This window comes from Pseudomonas sp. B21-048, assembly GCF_024748615.1.
Classification (GTDB): domain Bacteria; phylum Pseudomonadota; class Gammaproteobacteria; order Pseudomonadales; family Pseudomonadaceae; genus Aquipseudomonas.
The window spans coordinates 1,860,671-1,879,898 of record NZ_CP087168.1; the positions used below are offsets into that span (position 1 = coordinate 1,860,671).

A 19,228-nucleotide genomic window follows, 5' to 3' on the forward strand; every position below is an offset into this window, starting at 1 on the left:
CGTTTTTTTTGTGAAGATCTTTCAGCTTTTACGCCAGTTCAAGATCAGCAAGGTCAACACCCCCGCGACAATCCCCCAAAACGCCGAACCGATGGAAAACAGCGTCAACCCCGACGCAGTCACCATAAAGGTAATCAGCGCTGCTTCCCGTTCCTGCACTTGCGCCATGGCAATGCTCAACCCATTAATGATCGAGCCGAATAGCGCCAGCGCGGCAATCGACAGCACCAGCTCTTTAGGCAATGCGGCGAACAACGCTGCCAGCGTCGCGCCGAACACTCCGGCAATCCCGTAGAAAATCCCGCACCAGACGGCTGCGGTGTAGCGCTTGTTGCGATCCTCATGGGCATGCGGCCCGGTGCAGATAGCCGCGCTGATGGCGGCCAGGTTGATCCCATGGGAGCCGAACGGCGCCAACAGCAACGAGGCGATGCCGGTGGTGGTGATCAGTGGTGAGGCCGGCACGTTGTAGCCGTCGGCGCGCAATACGGCGATGCCCGGCATGTTTTGCGAGGTCATCGCCACCACGAACAGTGGAATGCCGATGCTGATGGTCGCGGCCAGGGAGAAATGGGGCGTGGTCCAGACCGGCATCGCGACTTCGAGGTGGAAGCCACTGAAATCCAGCAAACCCATAAACCCCGACAGCGCGGTGCCGATCAACAGCGCGGCGAGCACGGCGTAGCGGGGCGACAGGCGTTTGACCACCAGATACGTGAAGAACATCCCCAGGACCAGCGCAGTACGGTGCTGGGCGGCGACGAAAATCTCGCTGCCGATCTTGAACAGAATCCCCGCCAGCAATGCCGCCGCTAATGAGGCCGGAATCTTTTTCACCAGCCGTTCGAAACTGCCGGTCAGGCCGCAAATGGTCACCAGCACTGCACAAGTGATGTAGGCGCCGATGGCCTCGCCGTAGCTGACGCCGCCCAGGCTGGTGATCAGCAATGCTGCGCCGGGGGTCGACCAGGCGATGGTGATCGGGGTGCGGTAGCGCAGGGACAAGCCGATCGAGCACACTGCCATGCCAATGGAGATCGCCCAGATCCATGACGAAATCTGCCCGCTGGTCAGGCCCGCCGCTTGCCCGGCCTGGAACATCAGCACCAGTGAGCTGGTGTAGCCGGTCATCATGGCGATGAACCCGGCGACGATGGCCGAGGGTGATGTGTCCGTCAGGGGACGAAGCTGCGTGTGCGTGGCGTCGGTCATGACAGCGGTGTTCCTTGTTCTGATAAAGATGTCCGTAGCACCGCTGAACCCTGTGGGAGCGTGGCTTGCCCGCGAAGGCGTCGTGTCATTCAACATTGATATCGACTGACACTACGCCTTCGCGGGCAAGCCTCGCTCCTACTGGGCATCGCGTTGAGCTGCGGATTCTGCGTTCAAGCCTAAACTGAAAAGTAACCGGTCGTTGCAATACAGCAAGGGCGACAAACAGCCGTACAGTCGTGTTGCCACCGTCCATTGTGTACAATCGCGGTGTTTTTTACGCGATACTTGCCAGCGACCCACTGTGCCGTATTACAGTCACGGTCAATTCGCCGCAGTTCTCCCGACTCGAGTGCCCATGAACGAACAGTTGCAACCCCTCAAGAAACAACCGCGAGCAGGCAAAGCCGGCCACAGCGGTACCCAGGACGATATTGTCTATGCGCATATCTTCGAGGCCATCCTTGAGCAGCGTCTGGCGCCCGGCACCAAGTTGAGCGAAGAAGCGCTGGGGGAAATTTTCGGGGTCAGCCGCACCATCATTCGCCGCGCGCTGTCGCGTCTGGCCCATGAAGGCGTGGTGTTGCTGCGACCGAATCGCGGCGCGGTCGTCGCCAGCCCGAGTGTCGAAGAGGCCCGTCAGGTGTTTCTGGCGCGGCGCCTGGTGGAGCGGGCGATCACTGAATTGGCGGTTCAGCACGCCACCGCCGAGCAACTTCTCGAACTGCGGCAGATGGTCAACGACGAGCGCGACAGCTTTTCCCGTGGCGATCGTGGTGCCGGTATCCGTTTGTCCGGCGAGTTCCATTTGAAACTGGCCGAAGCGGCGAAAAACGCGCCGCTGATCAGCTTCCAGCGCAGCCTGGTGTCGCAGACTTCGTTGATCATCGCCCAGTACGAGAGCGGCAACCGTTCCCACTGTTCGTATGATGAACACACCCAGTTGATCGATGCGATCGAAGCCCGGGACGCGACGCTGGCGGTGGACCTGATGATGCATCACATGGACCACATCGACAGCAAACTCAACCTCGACGAAGAAAGCGCGTCGGATGATTTGCATGCGGTGTTTTCGCATTTGTTGCAGACCAAGAAGCCTGGGCGTTCAACAGCCAAGCTTTAAGTCAGACCGCGTTGCGCCCATCGCGGGCAAGCCCACTCCCACAGGTTTGATGATCGTTCCCACGCTCCACGTGGGAATGCCTCAATGGACGCTCCGCGTCCGCTTCGGCTGGGACGCGGAGCGTCCCGGGCTGCATTCCCACGCGGAGCGTGGGAACGATCAACAGGCAATAAAAATCCCCCGGGCTGTACGGCTACGGGGGATTTTTTATGCCTGGAGAAAACTAGCGCTGATGCACCAGATTCCCCGCCGCATACGTCTGCAGAACAGTCCGGTCATCCCCCAGCGTCATCAATACAAACAACGTCTCGGCAATGTTATTGGCCTGCTTCAAGCGGTAGCCGAGCAGTGGCGTGGCGTTGTAGTCCAGCACCAGGAAGTCCGCGTCGCTGCCCGGTTGCAAGGTACCGATCTTGTCTTCCAGGCGCAGGGCGCGGGCGCCGCCGAGGGTGGCCAGGTACAGCGATTTGAACGGGCTCAGCCGCGCACCTTGGAGTTGCATGACTTTGTAGGCTTCGTTAAGGGTTTGCAGCAGCGAGAAACTGGTACCGCCACCGACGTCGGTACCGAGGCCGACATTGAGTTTGTGTTTCTCGGCCATCGGCAGATTGAACAAACCGCTGCCGAGGAACAGGTTCGAGGTCGGGCAAAACGCAATCGCCGAGCCGGCTTGCGCCAGACGCGCACATTCGTCGTCACACAGGTGCACGCCGTGGGCGAACACTGAGCGCTCGCCGAGCAATCGGTAGTGATCGTAAACGTCCAGATAGCCCTTGCGCTCCGGGAATAGCGCCTTGACCCACTCGACTTCCTTCAAGTTTTCGCTGATGTGGGTCTGCATGTACAGATCCGGATATTCACTCAGCAACTGGCCGGCAAGGGTCAGTTGTTCCGGGGTGCTGGTCGGGGCGAAGCGTGGGGTGACCGCGTAGTGCAGACGACCCTTGCCGTGCCAGCGCTCGATCAGCGTCTTGCTTTCGATGTAGCTCGATTCGGCGGTGTCGGTCAGGTAGTCCGGCGCGTTGCGGTCCATCATTACCTTGCCAGCGATCATCCGCAGGTCCAGTTGTTCGGCGGCCTCAAAGAACGAGTTCACCGATTGCGGATGCACACTGCCGAACACCAGCGCCGTGGTGGTGCCGTTGCGCAGCAGTTCCTTGATGAAAATATCCGCGACTTCATCCGCGTGGGCCTTGTCGGCGAACTGGCTTTCGCACGGGAAGGTGTAAGTGTTGAGCCAGTCCAGAAGCTGTTCGCCATAGGCGCCGACCATGCCGGTTTGCGGCAGGTGGATGTGGGTGTCGATGAAGCCCGGGGTGATCAGCGCATCCTGATAATGAGTGATCTCGATGTCGGCCGGCAGGGTCGGCAGCAATTCGCTGGCGTGGCCGATGGCGCTGATCTGGCCGTTATCGATCACCAACAGGCCGTCTTCGAAATACTCGTACGAGGCTTCGATCCCCACTTCGGCGGGGTCGGCGATACTGTGCAGGAGGGCGGCGCGGTAGGCTTTGCGTGCAGGCATGGGAGTTCTCAATTAGCAGCTTGGCTGCGGCGTGAAGCAGGCAGCAGTTTGGCGATCGATGATCCGGCGCTGGCGGTGTGCTGGCCGAAATTCGCGTTATAGGTGGCGATGATTTCGCCGGCGATGGAGATGGCGATTTCCACAGGCAACTTGCCTTTGACTTCGCCGATGCCCATCGGGCAGCGCATGCGGTGCAGCACGCTGCTGTCGAAACCGCGGTCACGCAGGCGATGTTCGAACTTCACCCGTTTGGTCTTCGAACCGATCAGGCCGAAGTAGGCGAAGTCGTTGCGCTTGAGGATCGCGGCGGTGAGTTCGAGATCAAGCTGGTGGTTGTGGGTCATGACGATGCAGTAGCTGCCGGTGGGCAGATCATCGACTTCATCCAGCGGTTCTTCGGTGACGATTTTGCGTACGCCGTGGGGAATCTGTTCGGGGAACTCGGCTTCCCGTGAGTCGATCCAGCGCACCCGGCAGGGCAGGCTGGCGAGCAGCGGTACCAGCGCCCGACCGACGTGGCCAGCGCCGAACACCGCAATCTGCGCCTGGACCTGGCCCATCGGTTCGAACAGCAATACGGTCACACCACCGCAGCACTGGCCCAGGCTGGCGCCGAGGCTGAAGCGCTCCAGATGGGTGTCCTGTCGGCCGCTGGCCAGCATCTCGCGGCCGATCTGCGTGGCCTTGTATTCCAGATGCCCGCCACCAATGGTGTCGAACGTTTGTGTGGCGCTGATGACCATTTTCGAGCCGGCATTACGCGGCGTCGAGCCGAGCTCTTCGATGATGGTCACCAACACACAGGGTTCACCCCGGGTTTGCAGGTCGGCGAGGGCGTCGATCCAGTTGTACATGTTTCACCTCTCAAGATCGTTCCCACGCTCTGCGTGGGAATGCATCTCTGGACGCTCCGCGTCCGCTGTTCACGATGCGACGCAGAGCGTCGCGGGCTGCATTCCCACGCAGAGCGTGGGAATGATCAAACCACCACTTCGGATTTGGCTTCCACGGCTTTCACCGCTTTCAACTGACGCATCTGCTCACAGCCCCACAACACCCGCTCCGGGGTCGCCGGTGCGTCGATTTTCGGTTGATGCTGGTAGTCGCCCAAACTGGCCACGGCGTCTTTGATCGCGCACCACGCGGCGATCCCGAGCATGAACGGCGGCTCACCCACGGCCTTGGAATGGAACACCGTGTCTTCCGGGTTCTTGCGGTTTTCCACCAGCTTCACCCGCAGGTCCAATGGCATGTCCGCCACCGCCGGGATCTTGTAGCTGGCTGGGCCGTTGGTCATCAGTTTGCCTTTGTCATTCCACACCAGTTCTTCCATGGTCAGCCAACCCATGCCCTGGATGAAACCGCCCTCGACCTGACCGATGTCGATCGCCGGGTTCAGCGAGTCGCCGACGTCGTGAAGAATGTCGGTACGCAGCATCTTGTACTCGCCGGTCAGGGTGTCGACGATCACCTCGGCGCAGGCCGCACCGAAGGCGTAGTAGTAGAACGGCCGACCCCGCGCCTGACTGCGGTCGTAGTAGATTTTCGGGGTCTTGTAGAAGCCGGTGCTCGACAGCGAAACCTGGGCGAAATACGCCTGCTGGATCAGCGATTCAAAGGTCAGAATGTGATCGCGAACCCGCACGTGACCGTTGTGGAATTCCACGTCTTCTTCGCTGACCTTGTATTGCCGCGCGGCGAATTCCACCAAGCGTTTCTTGATGATTTCCGCCGCGTTTTGCGCCGCTTTCCCGTTGAGGTCGGCGCCGCTCGAAGCAGCGGTTGGCGAAGTGTTCGGGACCTTGTCGGTGTTGGTCGCGGTGATCTGCACGCGGTGCATTTCCACCTGGAACACTTCAGCCACGACTTGCGCAACCTTGGTGTTCAAACCTTGTCCCATTTCGGTGCCGCCGTGGTTCAGGTGGATGCTGCCGTCGGTGTAGATGTGGATCAGTGCACCGGCCTGATTGAGGAAGCTGGCGGTGAAGGAAATACCGAATTTTACCGGGGTCAGCGCCAGGCCCTTTTTCAGGATCGGGCTGTTGGCGTTGTAGCGACGGATCGCTTCGCGACGCTCGGCGTACTGGCTGCTTTCTTCCAGTTCGGCGGTCATTTCCTCGAGCATGTTGTGCTCGACGGTCTGGTAGTAATGGGTGATGTTGCGCTCGGTCTTGCCGTAGTAGTTGGCCTTGCGTACGGCCAGTGGATCGAGGCCCAGATGGCGGGCAATCGCGTCCATCACTTCTTCGATGGCAACCATGCCTTGTGGGCCGCCGAAACCCCGGTAAGCGGTGTTCGACGCGGTGTTGGTTTTGCAGCGGTGACCGTTGATGGTCGCGTCGCCCAGATAGTACGAGTTGTCGGCATGGAACATCGCGCGGTCGACAATCGATGCCGACAAATCCGGTGAGCAACCACAGTTGCCGGCCAGTTCCAGCGCAATGCCGTGCAGGCGGCCAGTGCTGTCGAAGCCCACGTCGTACTCGACGTAGAACGGGTGACGCTTGCCAGTCATCAGCATGTCTTCGACACGCGGCAGGCGCATTTTGGTCGGCTGACCGGTCAGGTGCGCGATCACCGCGCACAGGCACGCCGGGCTTGCCGCTTGAGTCTCCTTGCCGCCGAAACCACCGCCCATGCGGCGCATGTCGACGACGATTTTGTTCATCGACACGTCCAGTACTTCCGCCACCAGTTTCTGCACTTCGGTGGGGTTCTGGGTCGAGCAGTAAACGATCATGCCGCCGTCTTCGGTCGGCATCACCGAAGAGATCTGGGTTTCCAGATAAAAGTGTTCCTGGCCGCCGATGTGCAGCGTGCCCTGGATGCGATATTCAGCAGTAGCCAACGCAGTCGCCGAATCGCCGCGCTGATGCGTGTGGCTATCGAGCACAAAGTGGCGTTTGCGCAGGGCTTCGACCACGTCCAGAACCGGTTCCAGATCTTCATATTCGATGATCGCGGCCATGGCCGCTTTGCGCGCGGTTTCCAGGTCTTTTGCCGCCACGGCGAGCACCGGTTGACCGACGAATTGCACATCGTCGATGGCCAGCAACGGATCGCCCGGCAGCAATGGCCCGATGTCTTTCAGGCCCGGCACGTCTTCGTGGGTAATGGCGATGCGCACGCCTTCAAAGGCGTAGCAGGGCTGGGTGTCGATGCTGATGATTTTCGCGTGGGCACGATCCGACAGGCGTGCGTAAACGTGCAGCTGATTGGGGAATTCCAGCCGATCGTCGATGTACTGCGCTTCACCGGACACGTGCTTGTCGGCGCTGTCGTGCTTGACGCTGCGGCCGACACCGGTGGTCAGGTCCTTGGCGAACAATTCAGCCAGTTCGGCTTGGGTCTTCTCTACAGCGTGATGATTAGACATAAGCGGTCACCCGAGTCTCGATGTGCGGTGTTTGCAGTTCGATGAAGTATTTACGCAGCAGGTTCTGTGCACTGAGCAGACGGTATTCCTTGCTGGCGCGGAAGTCCGAGAGTGGCGTGAAGTCTTCGGCCAATGCAGCGCAGGCGCGTTCGAGGGTGGCGTTGTTGAACGGCGCACCCAGCAGGGCGGCTTCGCAGTGTTTGGCGCGTTTTGGAATGGCTGCCATGCCGCCGAAAGCAACGCGGGCGTCGGCGATCACGCCAGTGTCGATGCGCAGGTTGAACGCGGCACAAACGGCGGAAATGTCATCGTCCAGACGTTTGGATACCTTGTAGGCGCGGAACAGTTGTTCAACGCTGGCGCGCGGCACGATGATCTTTTCGATGAACTCGCTTTCCTGACGCGCGGTGACCCGGTAATCGATGAAGTAATCTTCCAGCGCCATGGTGCGGCGGGTTTCGCCCTTGCACAGAACAATCTGCGCGCCGAGGGCGATCAGCAGCGGTGGCGAGTCGCCGATTGGCGAGGCGTTGCCGATGTTGCCGCCCAGGGTGCCCTGGTTGCGGATCTGCAAGGAAGCGAAGCGTTGCAGCAATTCGCCGAAGTCAGGGTACTCGGCCTTCAAGGCGTCGTAGCAGTCGGAGAGGGCGGTGGCGGCGCCGATTTCCAGGCGATCGTCGAAGCGTTCGATGCGTTTCATTTCGACGACGTTGCCGACGTAGATCATCACCGGCAAGGTGCGGTGGAACTGGGTGACTTCCAACGCCAGATCAGTGCCACCGGCCAACAAGCGGGCCTGTGGATAAGCGTCATAGAGGTCGGCCAGATCGGCCACGGTCAACGGTACCAGGCAGCGCTTGTCGCCACTGTTGAGTTCGCCGATATCGGTGGGGGAGATGGCTTTCAGGCGGGCGATAGTGTCCGCTTCGCGAGCATCGAATTGGTCGGGTTGTTTGCCACAGCAGGATTGCTCGGCGGCGGCCAGGATCGGCCGATAACCGGTGCAGCGGCAGAGGTTGCCGGCCAGCGCTTCGTGGGCCTTGTGAGAATCCGGTTGATCGCTGTTCTTTTGCAGCGCGAACAGCGACATCACGAAGCCCGGCGTGCAGAAACCGCACTGCGAGCCGTGGCACTCGACCATGGCTTTTTGCACGCTGTGCAGCTCGCCTTGGTGCTTGAGGTCTTCGACGCTGATCAGTTGCTTGCCGTGCAGCGACGAAACAAAGGTCAGGCACGAGTTGAGGCTGCGGTAGCGAATGTGTTCGCGGCCCAAGTCGTCTGTCTGCAACTCGCCGACCACCACGGTGCAGGCGCCACAGTCGCCGCTGGCGCAGCCTTCTTTGGTGCCGGGTTTGCCCACGTGTTCGCGCAGGTAATTGAGCACGGTCAGGTTCGGGTCCAGGGCGTGCTCGCTACGGAGTTCCTGGTTGAGTAAAAACTGGATCACGGAAGGCCTCGCAAACTCATTATTGTTGTTAACCGACATGAGCCGAATTTATCAGGTCTGACTTTTCGGTCAATGATTTTCTGACTTAAAGGTCAGGAAATGGCATTTTGTCGATCAACGACTCGTTCCTTCATTATTGACCCTCACGGGATCGTTTGCTGTTTGCTCGAATCGTGCCAAAAACCGCTGGGTGGGCACTCCGCCATGACCCATCAATTGCGCTACACTGCGCCGCTTGTGCAGATCGAAGAGTTTGAAGGACAACCATGACGTTCAAGGCCCCGGACAGCCTCGCCGAGCAAATCGCTCACCACCTCGCCGAACGCATCATTCGCGGCGAAATGAAGCCGGGGGAGCGCATTCAGGAACAGAAGGTCACGCTGGCCCTCAATGTCAGCCGCGGTTCGGTCCGTGAGGCCTTGCTGATTCTCGAGCGCCGCCACTTGATCGCGATTTTGCCGCGACGTGGCGCCCACGTGACCGAACTCACGGCGCACAAGGTGCAGAGCCTGTGCACGCTGATGAGCGAGTTGTACATTTTGCTCGGCAACGCGGTGGCCAGCGGCTGGCAAGTCCAGGCCGACATGGTGCCGTTTCTGCAGATCCAGCAGCGCCTGACCGACAGCTACGAACGCCAGGACATCCGCACGTTCGTTGACGACAGCTTCAGTGTGATGCGCGCCGCGTATCCGTTCGCCAACAACCCGTACTTGCAGGAAACCGTCGAGAATTTGCAGCCGGCCATGAGCCGCGCGTATTTCCTCGCGCTGGATCAGCGCAAGGCCTCGATGAGCGAGTTCCTCGAGCTGTTCGAACGCTTGCTCGCCGCCGTGCTGGCCCGTGACTTTCCTCAGATCCGCGTGGTGCTGACGGCGTATGCCCAGCGCAGCTGCGATCTGGTGGTCTCTGCCCTGACGGTCGCTTAAGCGTGCGGCTCAAGTGCATCAAGCTGGCGGGGTTCAAATCCTTCGTCGATCCGACCACGGTGAACTTCCCCAGTAACATGGCGGCGGTGGTCGGGCCCAATGGTTGCGGCAAGTCGAACATCATCGACGCCGTGCGTTGGGTGATGGGCGAGAGCTCGGCCAAGAACTTGCGCGGCGAGTCGATGACCGACGTCATCTTCAACGGCTCGACCAGCCGTAAACCGGTGAGCCAGGCCAGTATTGAGCTGGTGTTCGATAACTCCGACGGTACCCTGCTCGGCGAATGGGCTGCTTATGCGGAAATTTCCATTCGCCGCAAAGTGACCCGCGACAGCCAGACCACCTATTACCTCAACGGCACCAAATGCCGCCGCCGCGATATCACCGACATCTTTCTGGGGACCGGCCTCGGCCCGCGCAGCTATTCGATTATCGAGCAGGGGATGATCTCCAAGCTGATCGAGTCCAAGCCCGAAGACCTGCGCAATTTCATCGAAGAAGCCGCCGGCATTTCCAAGTACAAGGAGCGTCGGCGCGAGACTGAAAACCGTATCCGCCGCACCCACGAAAATCTGGCCCGCCTGACCGACCTGCGCGAAGAACTCGAGCGTCAGCTTGAACGCTTGCACCGCCAGGCCGAGGCCGCCAAGAAGTATCAGGAATACAAGGGTGAAGAGCGCCAGCTCAAGGCCCAGCTGTCGGCCCTGCGCTGGCAGGCATTGAACGAACAGGTCGGCCAGCGCGAGTCGATCATCGGCACCCAAGAAGTCACCTTTGAAGCCCTGGTGGCCGAGCAACGCAATGCCGACGCGGCCATCGAGCGCCTGCGTGACGGTCATCACGATCTGTCCGAACGCTTCAATCTGGTGCAGGGGCGTTTCTATTCGGTCGGCGGCGACATCGCCCGGGTCGAGCAGAGCATCCAGCACGGTCAGCAGCGTTTGCGTCAGTTGCAGGACGACCTGAAGGAAGCCGAGCGCGCGCGGCTGGAAACCGAGTCTCACCTGGGCCACGACCGTACCTTGCTGCTGACCTTGGGCGAAGAGCTGGAAATGCTCACGCCGGAACAGGAAGTCACCAGCGCCGCCGCCGAAGAAGCTGCTGCCGCGCTCGAAGAATCCGAAACCACCATGCACGGCTGGCAGGAGCAGTGGGACACCTTCAACCTCACTGCCGCCGAGCCACGCCGTCAGGCTGAAGTCCAGCAGTCGCGAATCCAGCAACTGGAAACCAGCATGGAACGTTTGGCTGATCGCCAGAAACGCCTTGGCGAAGAGCGTGCGTTGCTCTCGGCGGATCCGGAAGACGCGGCAATCATGGAACTCAGCGAGCAATTGGCTGCGTCCGAGGCCACGCTCGAAGACTTGCAGGCCAGTGAAGAAGCTCAGGTTGAACGTCTTGAACAACTGCGTCAGGAATTGCAACTAGCGCTGCAAAATCAGCAGCAAGCCCAAGGTGATTTGCAGCGGCTCAACGGTCGACTGGCTTCGTTGGAAGCCTTGCAGCAAGCCGCGCTCGATCCCGGCACCGGCACTGTCGAATGGCTGCGCGAACAGCATCTGGCAGATCGTCCGCGTCTGGCCGAAGGCCTGAAGGTCGAGGCCGGTTGGGAACTGGCGGTGGAAACCGTGCTCGGCGCCGACCTGCAAGCGGTGCTGGTGGATGACTTCGGTGACTTCGATCTGGCCGGGTTTGCCCAAGGCGATTTGCGCCTGCTCAGCCCGGCCACCGATGGCGTGCGCATGCCTGGCAGTTTGCTCGACAAGGTCGAGGCGCAGATTGATTTGTCGCCATGGCTGGGGCAGGTCAAACCGGTCGACAGCCTTGAGCAGGCCTTGGCCTTGCGCGGGCAATTGGCCGCCGGCCAAAGCCTGATCAGCCGCGACGGTTATTGGGTCGGTCGACACTTTTTGCGTGTGCGCCGGGCCAGCGAAGCGGAAAGCGGCGTGCTCGCCCGTGGCCAGGAGATTCAGCGCTTGGGCCTTGAACGCGAAGAGCGCGAAGCCACGGTCGAAACCCTCGAAACCCAACTTCAGAATCTCAGGGCGCAACAGCGTCAGCAGGAAAACGGGCGCGAACATTTGCGCCGTCTGCTGCAAGACGAAGCCCGTCAGCAAGGTGAATTGAAAGCTCAGTTGTCCGCCGGCAAAGCCAAGGTCGAGCAGTTGACCCTGCGCCGCACCCGTCTCGATGAAGAACTCACCGAGCTGAGCGAGCAGCGTGCCCTGGAACACGAGAACATCGGCGAAGCGCGCCTGCAATTGCAGGAAGCCCTCGACAGCATGGCGCTGGACACCGAGCAGCGTGAGCTGCTGTTGGCCCAGCGCGACAGCCTGCGCGAACGCCTTGATCGGGTGCGTCAGGAAGCCCGACAGCACAAGGATCATGCGCACCAACTGGCGGTACGCCTCGGTTCGCTGAAGGCGCAACACGACTCCACTCGTCAGGCGCTGGAACGGCTGGAAATGCAGTCCGAGCGCCTGACCGAGAAGCGCGAACAGCTCAGCCTCAATCTGGAAGAGGGCGAGGCGCCGCTGGAAGAGCTGCGGCTGAAACTCGAAGAGCTGCTCGAGAAGCGCATGACCGTCGATGAAGAGCTCAAGACCGCGCAAATCGCCATGGAAGACGCCGACCGCGAGCTGCGCGACGCCGAAAAACGCCGCAACCAAGCCGAGCAGCAATCGCAATTGATCCGTGGTCAACTCGAACACCAGCGCATGGAATGGCAAGCCCTGACCGTGCGCCGCAAGACCCTTGAAGATCAGTTGCTGGAAGACGGCTACGACCTGCGCGGCGTACTCGCGACCCTGATGGCCGAGGCCAATGAGAAAGACGCCGAAGAAGAACTCGAGCGCATTGCCGCGCGAATTCAGCGCCTCGGCGCGATCAACCTCGCGGCTATCGACGAATACCAGCAACAATCCGAGCGTAAACGTTATCTGGATGCTCAGAACGACGATCTGGTGGAAGCGCTGGACACCCTCGAGAACGTGATTCGCAAGATCGACAAGGAAACCCGAAACCGCTTCAAAGATACCTTTGATCAGATCAATGGCGGTTTACAGGCCCTTTTCCCAAAAGTTTTCGGTGGAGGACGCGCGTATTTGGAACTGACGGGCGAAGATCTACTCGATACAGGGGTAACGATCATGGCGCAGCCGCCAGGAAAGAAGAACAGCACCATCCATTTGCTCTCCGGTGGCGAAAAAGCCCTGACTGCATTGGCCCTGGTTTTTGCCATCTTCAAGTTGAATCCGGCGCCGTTCTGCATGCTCGATGAGGTTGACGCGCCATTGGATGACGCTAACGTTGGACGCTACGCGCGGCTGGTCAAAGAGATGTCGCAGACGGTGCAGTTCATCTACATCACCCACAACAAGATCGCCATGGAAATGGCCGATCAATTGATGGGGGTGACGATGCACGAACCCGGTTGCTCGCGTCTGGTGGCAGTGGATGTGGAGGAGGCGATGGCGATGGTGGATGCCTAGCGGCGAGCATCAGGCTATAAGCCGTAAGCTGTAAGGGGTTAGCTTGACGCTTGCGACTTGCAGCTTGAACTGCACAGACCGTCGACACTTTACTTGTGGAATGAAGATGGCAAATTGACACAATTTGCGTAGCGACTTCGACAGACGGTGTAAAGTTGCCTTTGGTCGTGCTAGTTTAATGTCAATTTTTCGTATACGTGGGCAAAACGCCTGTCAGAACATAGAGTTGGCGCCACGTTTTAAAGCGGTTTACCCAATGTAAACCCCTTATTTTTCAGCATTTTTTATAGAGGCACAGGAATTACATGGAAATCGGTCTGCGCGAGTGGCTGATCGTCATCGGCATTATTGTCATTGCCGGTATTCTTTTTGATGGCTGGCGTCGCATGCGCGGCGGCAAGGGAAAACTGAAGTTTCGTCTTGACCGAAATCTGTCCAACCTGCCGGATGAGGACACCAGCGCCGAGTTGTTGGGCCCGCCCCGTGTGCTGGACACCCATAAAGAACCGCAACTGGACGAGCACGACCTGCCGTCGGTGAGCATGCCTGCCCGTGAACCTCGTGAGTCGGGTTCCAAGCGCGGTAAGCGTGGTCATGGCGAGCCTTCTCAGGGCGACATGAACCTCAGTCTGGATCTGGACGGCGGCCCGAGCTTCAACAGCCGTGATAACGATTTTCCGGATGACACCAAATCTGCCAGCCCGGCCGAGAAAGATCAGCCGCAAGCCGAAGAAGTGCTGGTGATCAGCGTGATCTGCCGCGACCCGACCGGTTTCAAGGGCCCGGCGCTGTTGCAGAACATTCTGGAAAGCGGTCTGCGTTTTGGCGAGATGGACATTTTCCACCGTCACGAAAGCATGGCCGGTAACGGCGAAGTCCTGTTCTCCATGGCCAATGCGGTCAAACCGGGCGTCTTCGATCTGGATGACATCGATCATTTCAGCACCCCGGCAGTGAGCTTCTTCCTCGGTCTGCCAGGCCCGCGTCATCCGAAGCAAGCCTTCGACGTGATGGTGGCTGCGGCACGCAAACTGTCCCAGGAGCTGAACGGCGAACTGAAAGACGACCAGCGCAGCGTGTTGACCGCCCAAACGATTGAGCACTACCGTCAGCGCATCGTTGAATTCGAGCGTCGCGCATTGACCCAGAAGCGTTAAAGTCAAAAGATCGCAGCCTCGTTTCACTCGACAGCTCCTACAGGGTTCGCGATTTACTGTAGGAACTGTCGAGTGAAACGAGGCTGCGATCTCTTGAGCTTGATGAGATGAGATAGGAGCAGCCTCGGCTGCTCTTTTGCTTTATGAGAGAACACCCATGACCGCCGCCAAAAACCGCATTCTAGAGCTGCGCGCCGAGCTCGATCAGCACAACTATCGCTACCACGTGCTGGACGAACCCAGCATTCCGGACGCCGAATACGATCGCTTGTTCCATGAGCTCAAGGCCCTCGAAGCGGCCCATCCCGAATTGATCACCAGCGACTCGCCGACCCAGCGTGTCGGCAGCGCGGCGTTGTCGGCGTTCACTCAGGTGCGTCATGAAGTGCCGATGCTCAGCCTGGGCAACGCCTTCGAAGAAACCGACATGCGCGAATTCGATCGCCGGGTGACGGAAGGGCTGGACCTGCCGGTCGGCGACTTGTTCGGCGGTGGCGCGGCGGTGGAGTACAGCTGCGAACCCAAGCTCGATGGCCTAGCGGTCAGTCTGCTGTATCAGGACGGTGTGCTGGTGCGCGGCGCCACCCGCGGCGACGGCACCACCGGTGAAGACATCAGCGTCAACGTGCGCACCGTGCGCAATATCCCGCTCAAGCTGCATGGCACCGGTTGGCCGGCGACCCTGGAAGTGCGTGGCGAAGTGTTCATGTCCAAGGCCGGTTTCGAGCGGCTCAACGCCACGCAACTGGAAGTCGGCGGCAAGACCTTCGCCAACCCGCGTAACGCGGCGGCGGGCAGTTTGCGGCAGCTGGATTCGAAGATCACCGCCAACCGTCCGCTGGAATTCTGCTGCTACGGCATCGGCCAGATTTCGGCCGATATTGCCGACACGCACATTGGCAATCTGCAGCAACTCAAAGCCTGGGGGATGCCGATCAGCCATGAGCTGAAACTGGCGCACGGCATCGAAGAATGCCTGGATTACTACCGCGACATTGGCGAGCGCCGCAATGCACTGCAGTATGAAATCGATGGTGTGGTGTTCAAGGTCAACAACATTGCGTCTCAGCGTGAACTGGGTTTTCGCGCTCGCGAGCCGCGCTGGGCGATAGCCCACAAATTCCCGGCCATGGAAGAACTCACCGAACTGCTCGACGTGGAATTCCAGGTCGGTCGCACCGGGGCCGTGACGCCAGTGGCGCGCTTGAAACCGGTCAGAGTCGCCGGCGTCACCGTGGCCAATGCGACCTTGCACAATATGGATGAAGTGGCGCGGCTGGGCCTGATGATTGGTGACACCGTGATCATTCGTCGCGCCGGTGATGTGATTCCGCAAGTGGTGCAAGTGGTCACCGAGCGCCGTCCGGAAAACGCCCGGCCGGTGCGGATTCCCGAGCAGTGCCCGGTCTGCGGTTCCCATGTCGAGCGCACGCAACTGGTCAAGCGCAGCAAGGGCCGTGAGACCATCAGCGAAGGCGCGGTGTATCGCTGCGTCGGGCGTCTGGCCTGCGGGGCGCAACTCAAGCAAGCGATCATCCACTTCGTTTCGCGCCGCGCCATGGACATCGAAGGGCTGGGCGAGAAAAGCGTCGAGCAACTGGTGGACGAAGGCCTGGTGAGTTCACCGGCCGATCTCTATGCCCTGACGTTCGAGCAGATCGTCGACCTGGAAGGCTTTGCCGAGCTGTCGAGCAAGAACCTGCTCAGTGCAATCGAAGACAGCAAGCAGCCGAGTCTGGGGCGGTTCATCTACGCCTTAGGCATTCCCGATGTCGGCGAAGAGACGGCCAAGGTCCTGGCGCGCTCTCTCGGCTCGCTGGAGCGGGTTCAGCAGGCGTTGCCGCAAGTACTCACGTACTTGCCGGATGTCGGGCTGGAAGTGGCTCACGAGATTCACAGCTTCTTTGAAGACGCGCATAACCAGCAGGTGATCAAGGATCTGCTCAAGCACGGCCTGCAGATTCAGGATCAAGGCGAGCTGGGCGCCGAGTTTGCGGCGAGCACCACGCTAGGAGGCTTCCTCGACAAGTTGCACATTCCGTCGGTCGGACCGGGCGGGGCGCAGAAGCTTGCCGACAAGTTCGGCTCACTCGAAGCGGTGATGAGTGCTGATTGGCTGGACATGCGTCAGGCATTGCCGGAGAAGCAGGCGACTTCGGTTCGCGAATTCTTTGCGGGCACGGAAAATCGTCAGCTCGCCGAGGCGGCCGAAAAGCAGTTGCGTGATTTCGGTATGCACTGGCAGAGCGAGAAAAAAGTCGTCGAAGGGTTGCCGCTGGCCGGGCAGACCTGGGTGTTGACCGGTTCGCTGGAGCTGATGAGTCGCGATGTCGCCAAGGACAAACTTGAAAGCCTCGGCGCCAAGGTGGCCGGTTCCGTGTCGGCCAAGACCCATTGCGTCGTCGCCGGCCCGGGCGCGGGATCGAAGTTGGCCAAGGCCAATGAGCTGGGGTTGAAGGTGCTGGATGAAGAGGCGTTTGTCGAGTTTCTGAAGAAGCACGGTATCGACATTTAAGATCGCCAAGATCGCAGCCTTCGGCAGCTGTTGATCGTTCCCACGCTCTGCGTGGTAACGCATCCCGTGACGCTCTGCGTCACAACGGACGCGGAGCGTCCGGGGCGGCATTCCCACGCAGAGCGTGGGAACGATCACGGTACAAGAATGATCTAGTCTTCGCAGGCCCCAGGGAGAGATCGCCATGTACCGCTTCTTCGAACAGCTCAGCTCACGCATCGCCGCGCCCTTCATGGGTGAGCGTTTGCGCAACAGCAAGGTCTGGCATTGTCGTTGCGGGCAGTCGCTGTTCTTTCGCAACAGCCAGTGCCTGGCGTGTTCGGCGGCGCTGGGCTATCAGCCGCAACAGAGTCGCTTGTCTTCGCTGCAACCCGCCCCGCAAGCGGATACCTGGTTGCTCGACGCCGATCCAGACGCCGGTGTGTTCCGCCGCTGCGCCAATCTCGATTCCCCGGCCGCATGCAACTGGCTGCTGCCGGCCGGTGAGCACGATGGATTGTGCATCGCCTGTAGCCTGAATCGCACCATCCCCGACCTGTCGATCCCCGAAAATCACGAGCATTGGCGCAAAGTGGAAATCGCCAAGCGGCGCCTGGTGGCGCAGCTGATCAGCCTGGGTTTGCAGGTCATTCCAAAGACCGAGGATGAAGAGGCTGGTCTGGCCTTCGATTTCCTCGGTATTGACCTTGTAGGCAAACCGCCGACCACCGGTCACGCCAATGGCCTGATCACCCTCGATATCAAGGAAGCCGACGACGCCCATCGCGAGCAGGTTCGTGTGCAGATGCACGAACCTTATCGCACGTTGCTCGGGCATTTTCGCCATGAAACAGGGCATTACTACTGGGACCGGCTGATTGCCAACAGTCATTGGCTGGAACCATTCCGCGGTTTGTTCGGTGACGAGCGTGCCAGTTACGCCGAGGCCCTTGAACGGCATTATCAGCAGGGCGCGCCGCTCGACTGGCAGCAGCATTCCGTCAGTGCCTACGCCACCATGCATCCTTGGGAAGACTGGGCGGAAACCTGGGCTCATTACCTGCACATGATGGACGCAGTGGACACCGCCCTGGGTTTTGGCATGAGTGCACAGGAAGTGGATTTCGATTACCAGCCGTTTCCGTCTGGCACGCTATTCGACCCGCAGCACCCCGGCGGCCCGGCGTTCTTGTCGTTCGTCAACGCATGGATCGAACTGGCCGGGATGCTCAACGAATTGTCACGCAGCATGGGCCAGCCGGATTTCTATCCGTTCGTCCTGCCGTCAGCGGTGATTGCCAAGCTGCACTTCATCCACCTGGTGATCCAGCAAGAGGGCGGCAGGGCGGATGAGGTGTTGGCGCAATAGAATCAAAAGATCGCAGCCTGCGGCAGCTCTACAGGTGTACGCCGATCCAACGTAGGAGTTGCCGCAGGCTGCGCTCTTTTCAGGATCACCGCAGGTCCTTGAAGCGACTCATGTTTTTTAATCCGCCCGAACGGTTGTAACTTCGTCCCAGATAGGTACAATGGCGCGGCTCGCCGTCAGGTGAGCGTCGTTATGGTGACCCCATCGGTCCCCCCGCAACGATTACCCGTGAACCTGGTCAGACCCGGAAGGGAGCAGCCACAGCGGGAACATTGTGTGCCGGGGTGTGGCTGGTGGGGTTGCCTCCATAACGCAACACGAATCCTCTTTCGTGTTTTCGACCTAAAATTCCTGTTTTATTTTTTCTGCCATGGGGCTCGCCCGGGGCGGTATTTTTTCGTTTCCGGAATAAAGAGTTGATATGAAAAACAGGCCGATCTGTCGCATTTCGACAGGTCGGCCTCTTTTTCATGACTGGTACTAAGGCTTGGACAAGGCCTGGTCAACCGCTGCGATCAGCTTTCCCAGATCCTTCGGGGTGGCTTTGTGAATGACACTGAACAGGTACGCCCGCTGTTCATCTTCGTCGCCCAGATCTGCGAAAAAGGCTTTCAGCTTCACACCCAGCACGTTGGCAAGCAAAAACAATGCTTCCACGCTGGGCGTATAGGTGCCGGTTTCGAAGCGGCTGATGGTTTTGGGGTCAAAACCGGTTTTTTCGCCGAGTTCAGCCTGAGTAAGCCCTGCGACCTTGCGATAGCGTCGGATGGCCGGACCCAAACTTGAAATTTGCATCGCTCAATTCCCATTTAGAATCAAGAACTTAACGATAGATCTTCGCATTAGGCAACTGCATGATTCATCACCTTGCTTTGCAAAATGTGATGCATTTCGTAGAATCTCCGCTTCGTGCGGGCTTTTAGTGATCTGCTTGCTGAAGTTTAGGCGATGTGAAACGGCCAGCATTGGTTCCTTGTCGGGGTAAGCGCAGAGGCCGTTGATGGGCTTAGGCTTGAGGGCGAAATGCTGCCAGAGTCGGTATTGCTTCTTTGCCCAGGGCCTTTGAGCCAGGGGGGCGTTCTCAATTAGTTTTCCCGCCTTATTGTCG

General features: G+C 59.6%; 12 protein-coding genes and 1 other RNA gene. 7 read left to right on the forward strand and 6 right to left on the reverse strand.

Annotation, left to right across the window (positions count from 1 at the left end; translation table 11 throughout):
* Window positions 1–21 precede the first annotated feature (21 nt).
* Window positions 22–1,212 (reverse strand): benzoate/H(+) symporter BenE family transporter, encoded by a 1,191-nt coding sequence (locus LOY56_RS08545; protein ID WP_258621032.1) that lies wholly within the window; start codon window positions 1,210–1,212, stop codon window positions 22–24.
* A 358-nt stretch (window positions 1,213–1,570) separates the two neighbouring features.
* Here LOY56_RS08545 and LOY56_RS08550 point away from each other — a divergent pair, with 358 nt between their 5' ends.
* Window positions 1,571–2,335, forward strand: a complete 765-nt coding sequence (locus tag LOY56_RS08550; protein ID WP_258621033.1) for a GntR family transcriptional regulator — start codon at window positions 1,571–1,573, stop codon at window positions 2,333–2,335.
* Window positions 2,336–2,558: 223 nt separating this feature from the next.
* Here LOY56_RS08550 and guaD read toward each other — a convergent pair whose 3' ends face one another.
* From guaD to xdhA, 4 genes are all read right to left on the reverse strand, one after another.
* Window positions 2,559–3,860 carry a guanine deaminase gene (gene guaD, locus LOY56_RS08555; RefSeq protein WP_258621034.1) on the reverse strand — a complete coding sequence of 434 codons (1,302 nt, stop codon included), beginning with the start codon at window positions 3,858–3,860 and terminating at the stop codon, window positions 2,559–2,561.
* A gap of 8 nt (window positions 3,861–3,868) precedes the next feature.
* Complete coding sequence (xdhC, locus tag LOY56_RS08560; RefSeq protein ID WP_258621035.1) at window positions 3,869–4,714, reverse strand: xanthine dehydrogenase accessory protein XdhC; 846 nt, start codon at window positions 4,712–4,714, stop codon at window positions 3,869–3,871.
* A 125-nt stretch (window positions 4,715–4,839) separates the two neighbouring features.
* Window positions 4,840–7,236, reverse strand: a complete 2,397-nt coding sequence (gene xdhB / locus LOY56_RS08565) for a xanthine dehydrogenase molybdopterin binding subunit (protein WP_258621036.1) — start codon at window positions 7,234–7,236, stop codon at window positions 4,840–4,842.
* Window positions 7,229–8,683: a xanthine dehydrogenase small subunit gene (xdhA, locus tag LOY56_RS08570; protein WP_258621037.1), complete on the reverse strand. Its 1,455-nt coding sequence runs from the start codon at window positions 8,681–8,683 to the stop codon at window positions 7,229–7,231. Before xdhA ends, xdhB begins: the two co-directional genes overlap by 8 nt.
* Before the next feature lie 266 nt (window positions 8,684–8,949).
* Between xdhA and LOY56_RS08575 the strand changes: the two genes are divergently transcribed.
* The 6 genes from LOY56_RS08575 to ffs all read left to right on the forward strand — a co-directional run bounded on the left by LOY56_RS08575 (window position 8,950) and on the right by ffs (window position 18,419).
* Complete coding sequence (locus LOY56_RS08575) at window positions 8,950–9,609, forward strand: GntR family transcriptional regulator (RefSeq protein WP_258621038.1); 660 nt, start codon at window positions 8,950–8,952, stop codon at window positions 9,607–9,609.
* Between the two features lie 2 nt (window positions 9,610–9,611).
* Window positions 9,612–13,100 carry a chromosome segregation protein SMC gene (gene smc / locus LOY56_RS08580; RefSeq protein ID WP_258621039.1) on the forward strand — a complete coding sequence of 1,163 codons (3,489 nt, stop codon included), beginning with the start codon at window positions 9,612–9,614 and terminating at the stop codon, window positions 13,098–13,100.
* Between the two features lie 305 nt (window positions 13,101–13,405).
* Window positions 13,406–14,257, forward strand: a complete 852-nt coding sequence (gene zipA / locus LOY56_RS08585; RefSeq protein ID WP_258621040.1) for a cell division protein ZipA — start codon at window positions 13,406–13,408, stop codon at window positions 14,255–14,257.
* Between the two features lie 157 nt (window positions 14,258–14,414).
* Entirely contained in the window at window positions 14,415–16,772 is a 2,358-nt protein-coding gene (gene ligA / locus LOY56_RS08590) for an NAD-dependent DNA ligase LigA (RefSeq protein WP_258621042.1), read from the forward strand.
* A gap of 184 nt (window positions 16,773–16,956) precedes the next feature.
* On the forward strand, window positions 16,957–18,120 hold the full coding sequence (locus LOY56_RS08595; protein ID WP_258621043.1) for a putative zinc-binding metallopeptidase: 1,164 nt from the start codon (window positions 16,957–16,959) through the stop codon (window positions 18,118–18,120).
* A 202-nt stretch (window positions 18,121–18,322) separates the two neighbouring features.
* Window positions 18,323–18,419, forward strand: an RNA gene (ffs, locus tag LOY56_RS08600) — signal recognition particle sRNA small type.
* Window positions 18,420–18,600: 181 nt separating this feature from the next.
* On the opposite strand, the gene LOY56_RS08605 is transcribed toward ffs, so the two are convergent.
* On the reverse strand, window positions 18,601–18,915 hold the full coding sequence (locus LOY56_RS08605) for a helix-turn-helix domain-containing protein (RefSeq protein ID WP_258621044.1): 315 nt from the start codon (window positions 18,913–18,915) through the stop codon (window positions 18,601–18,603).
* Window positions 18,916–19,228: the final 313 nt, after the last annotated feature.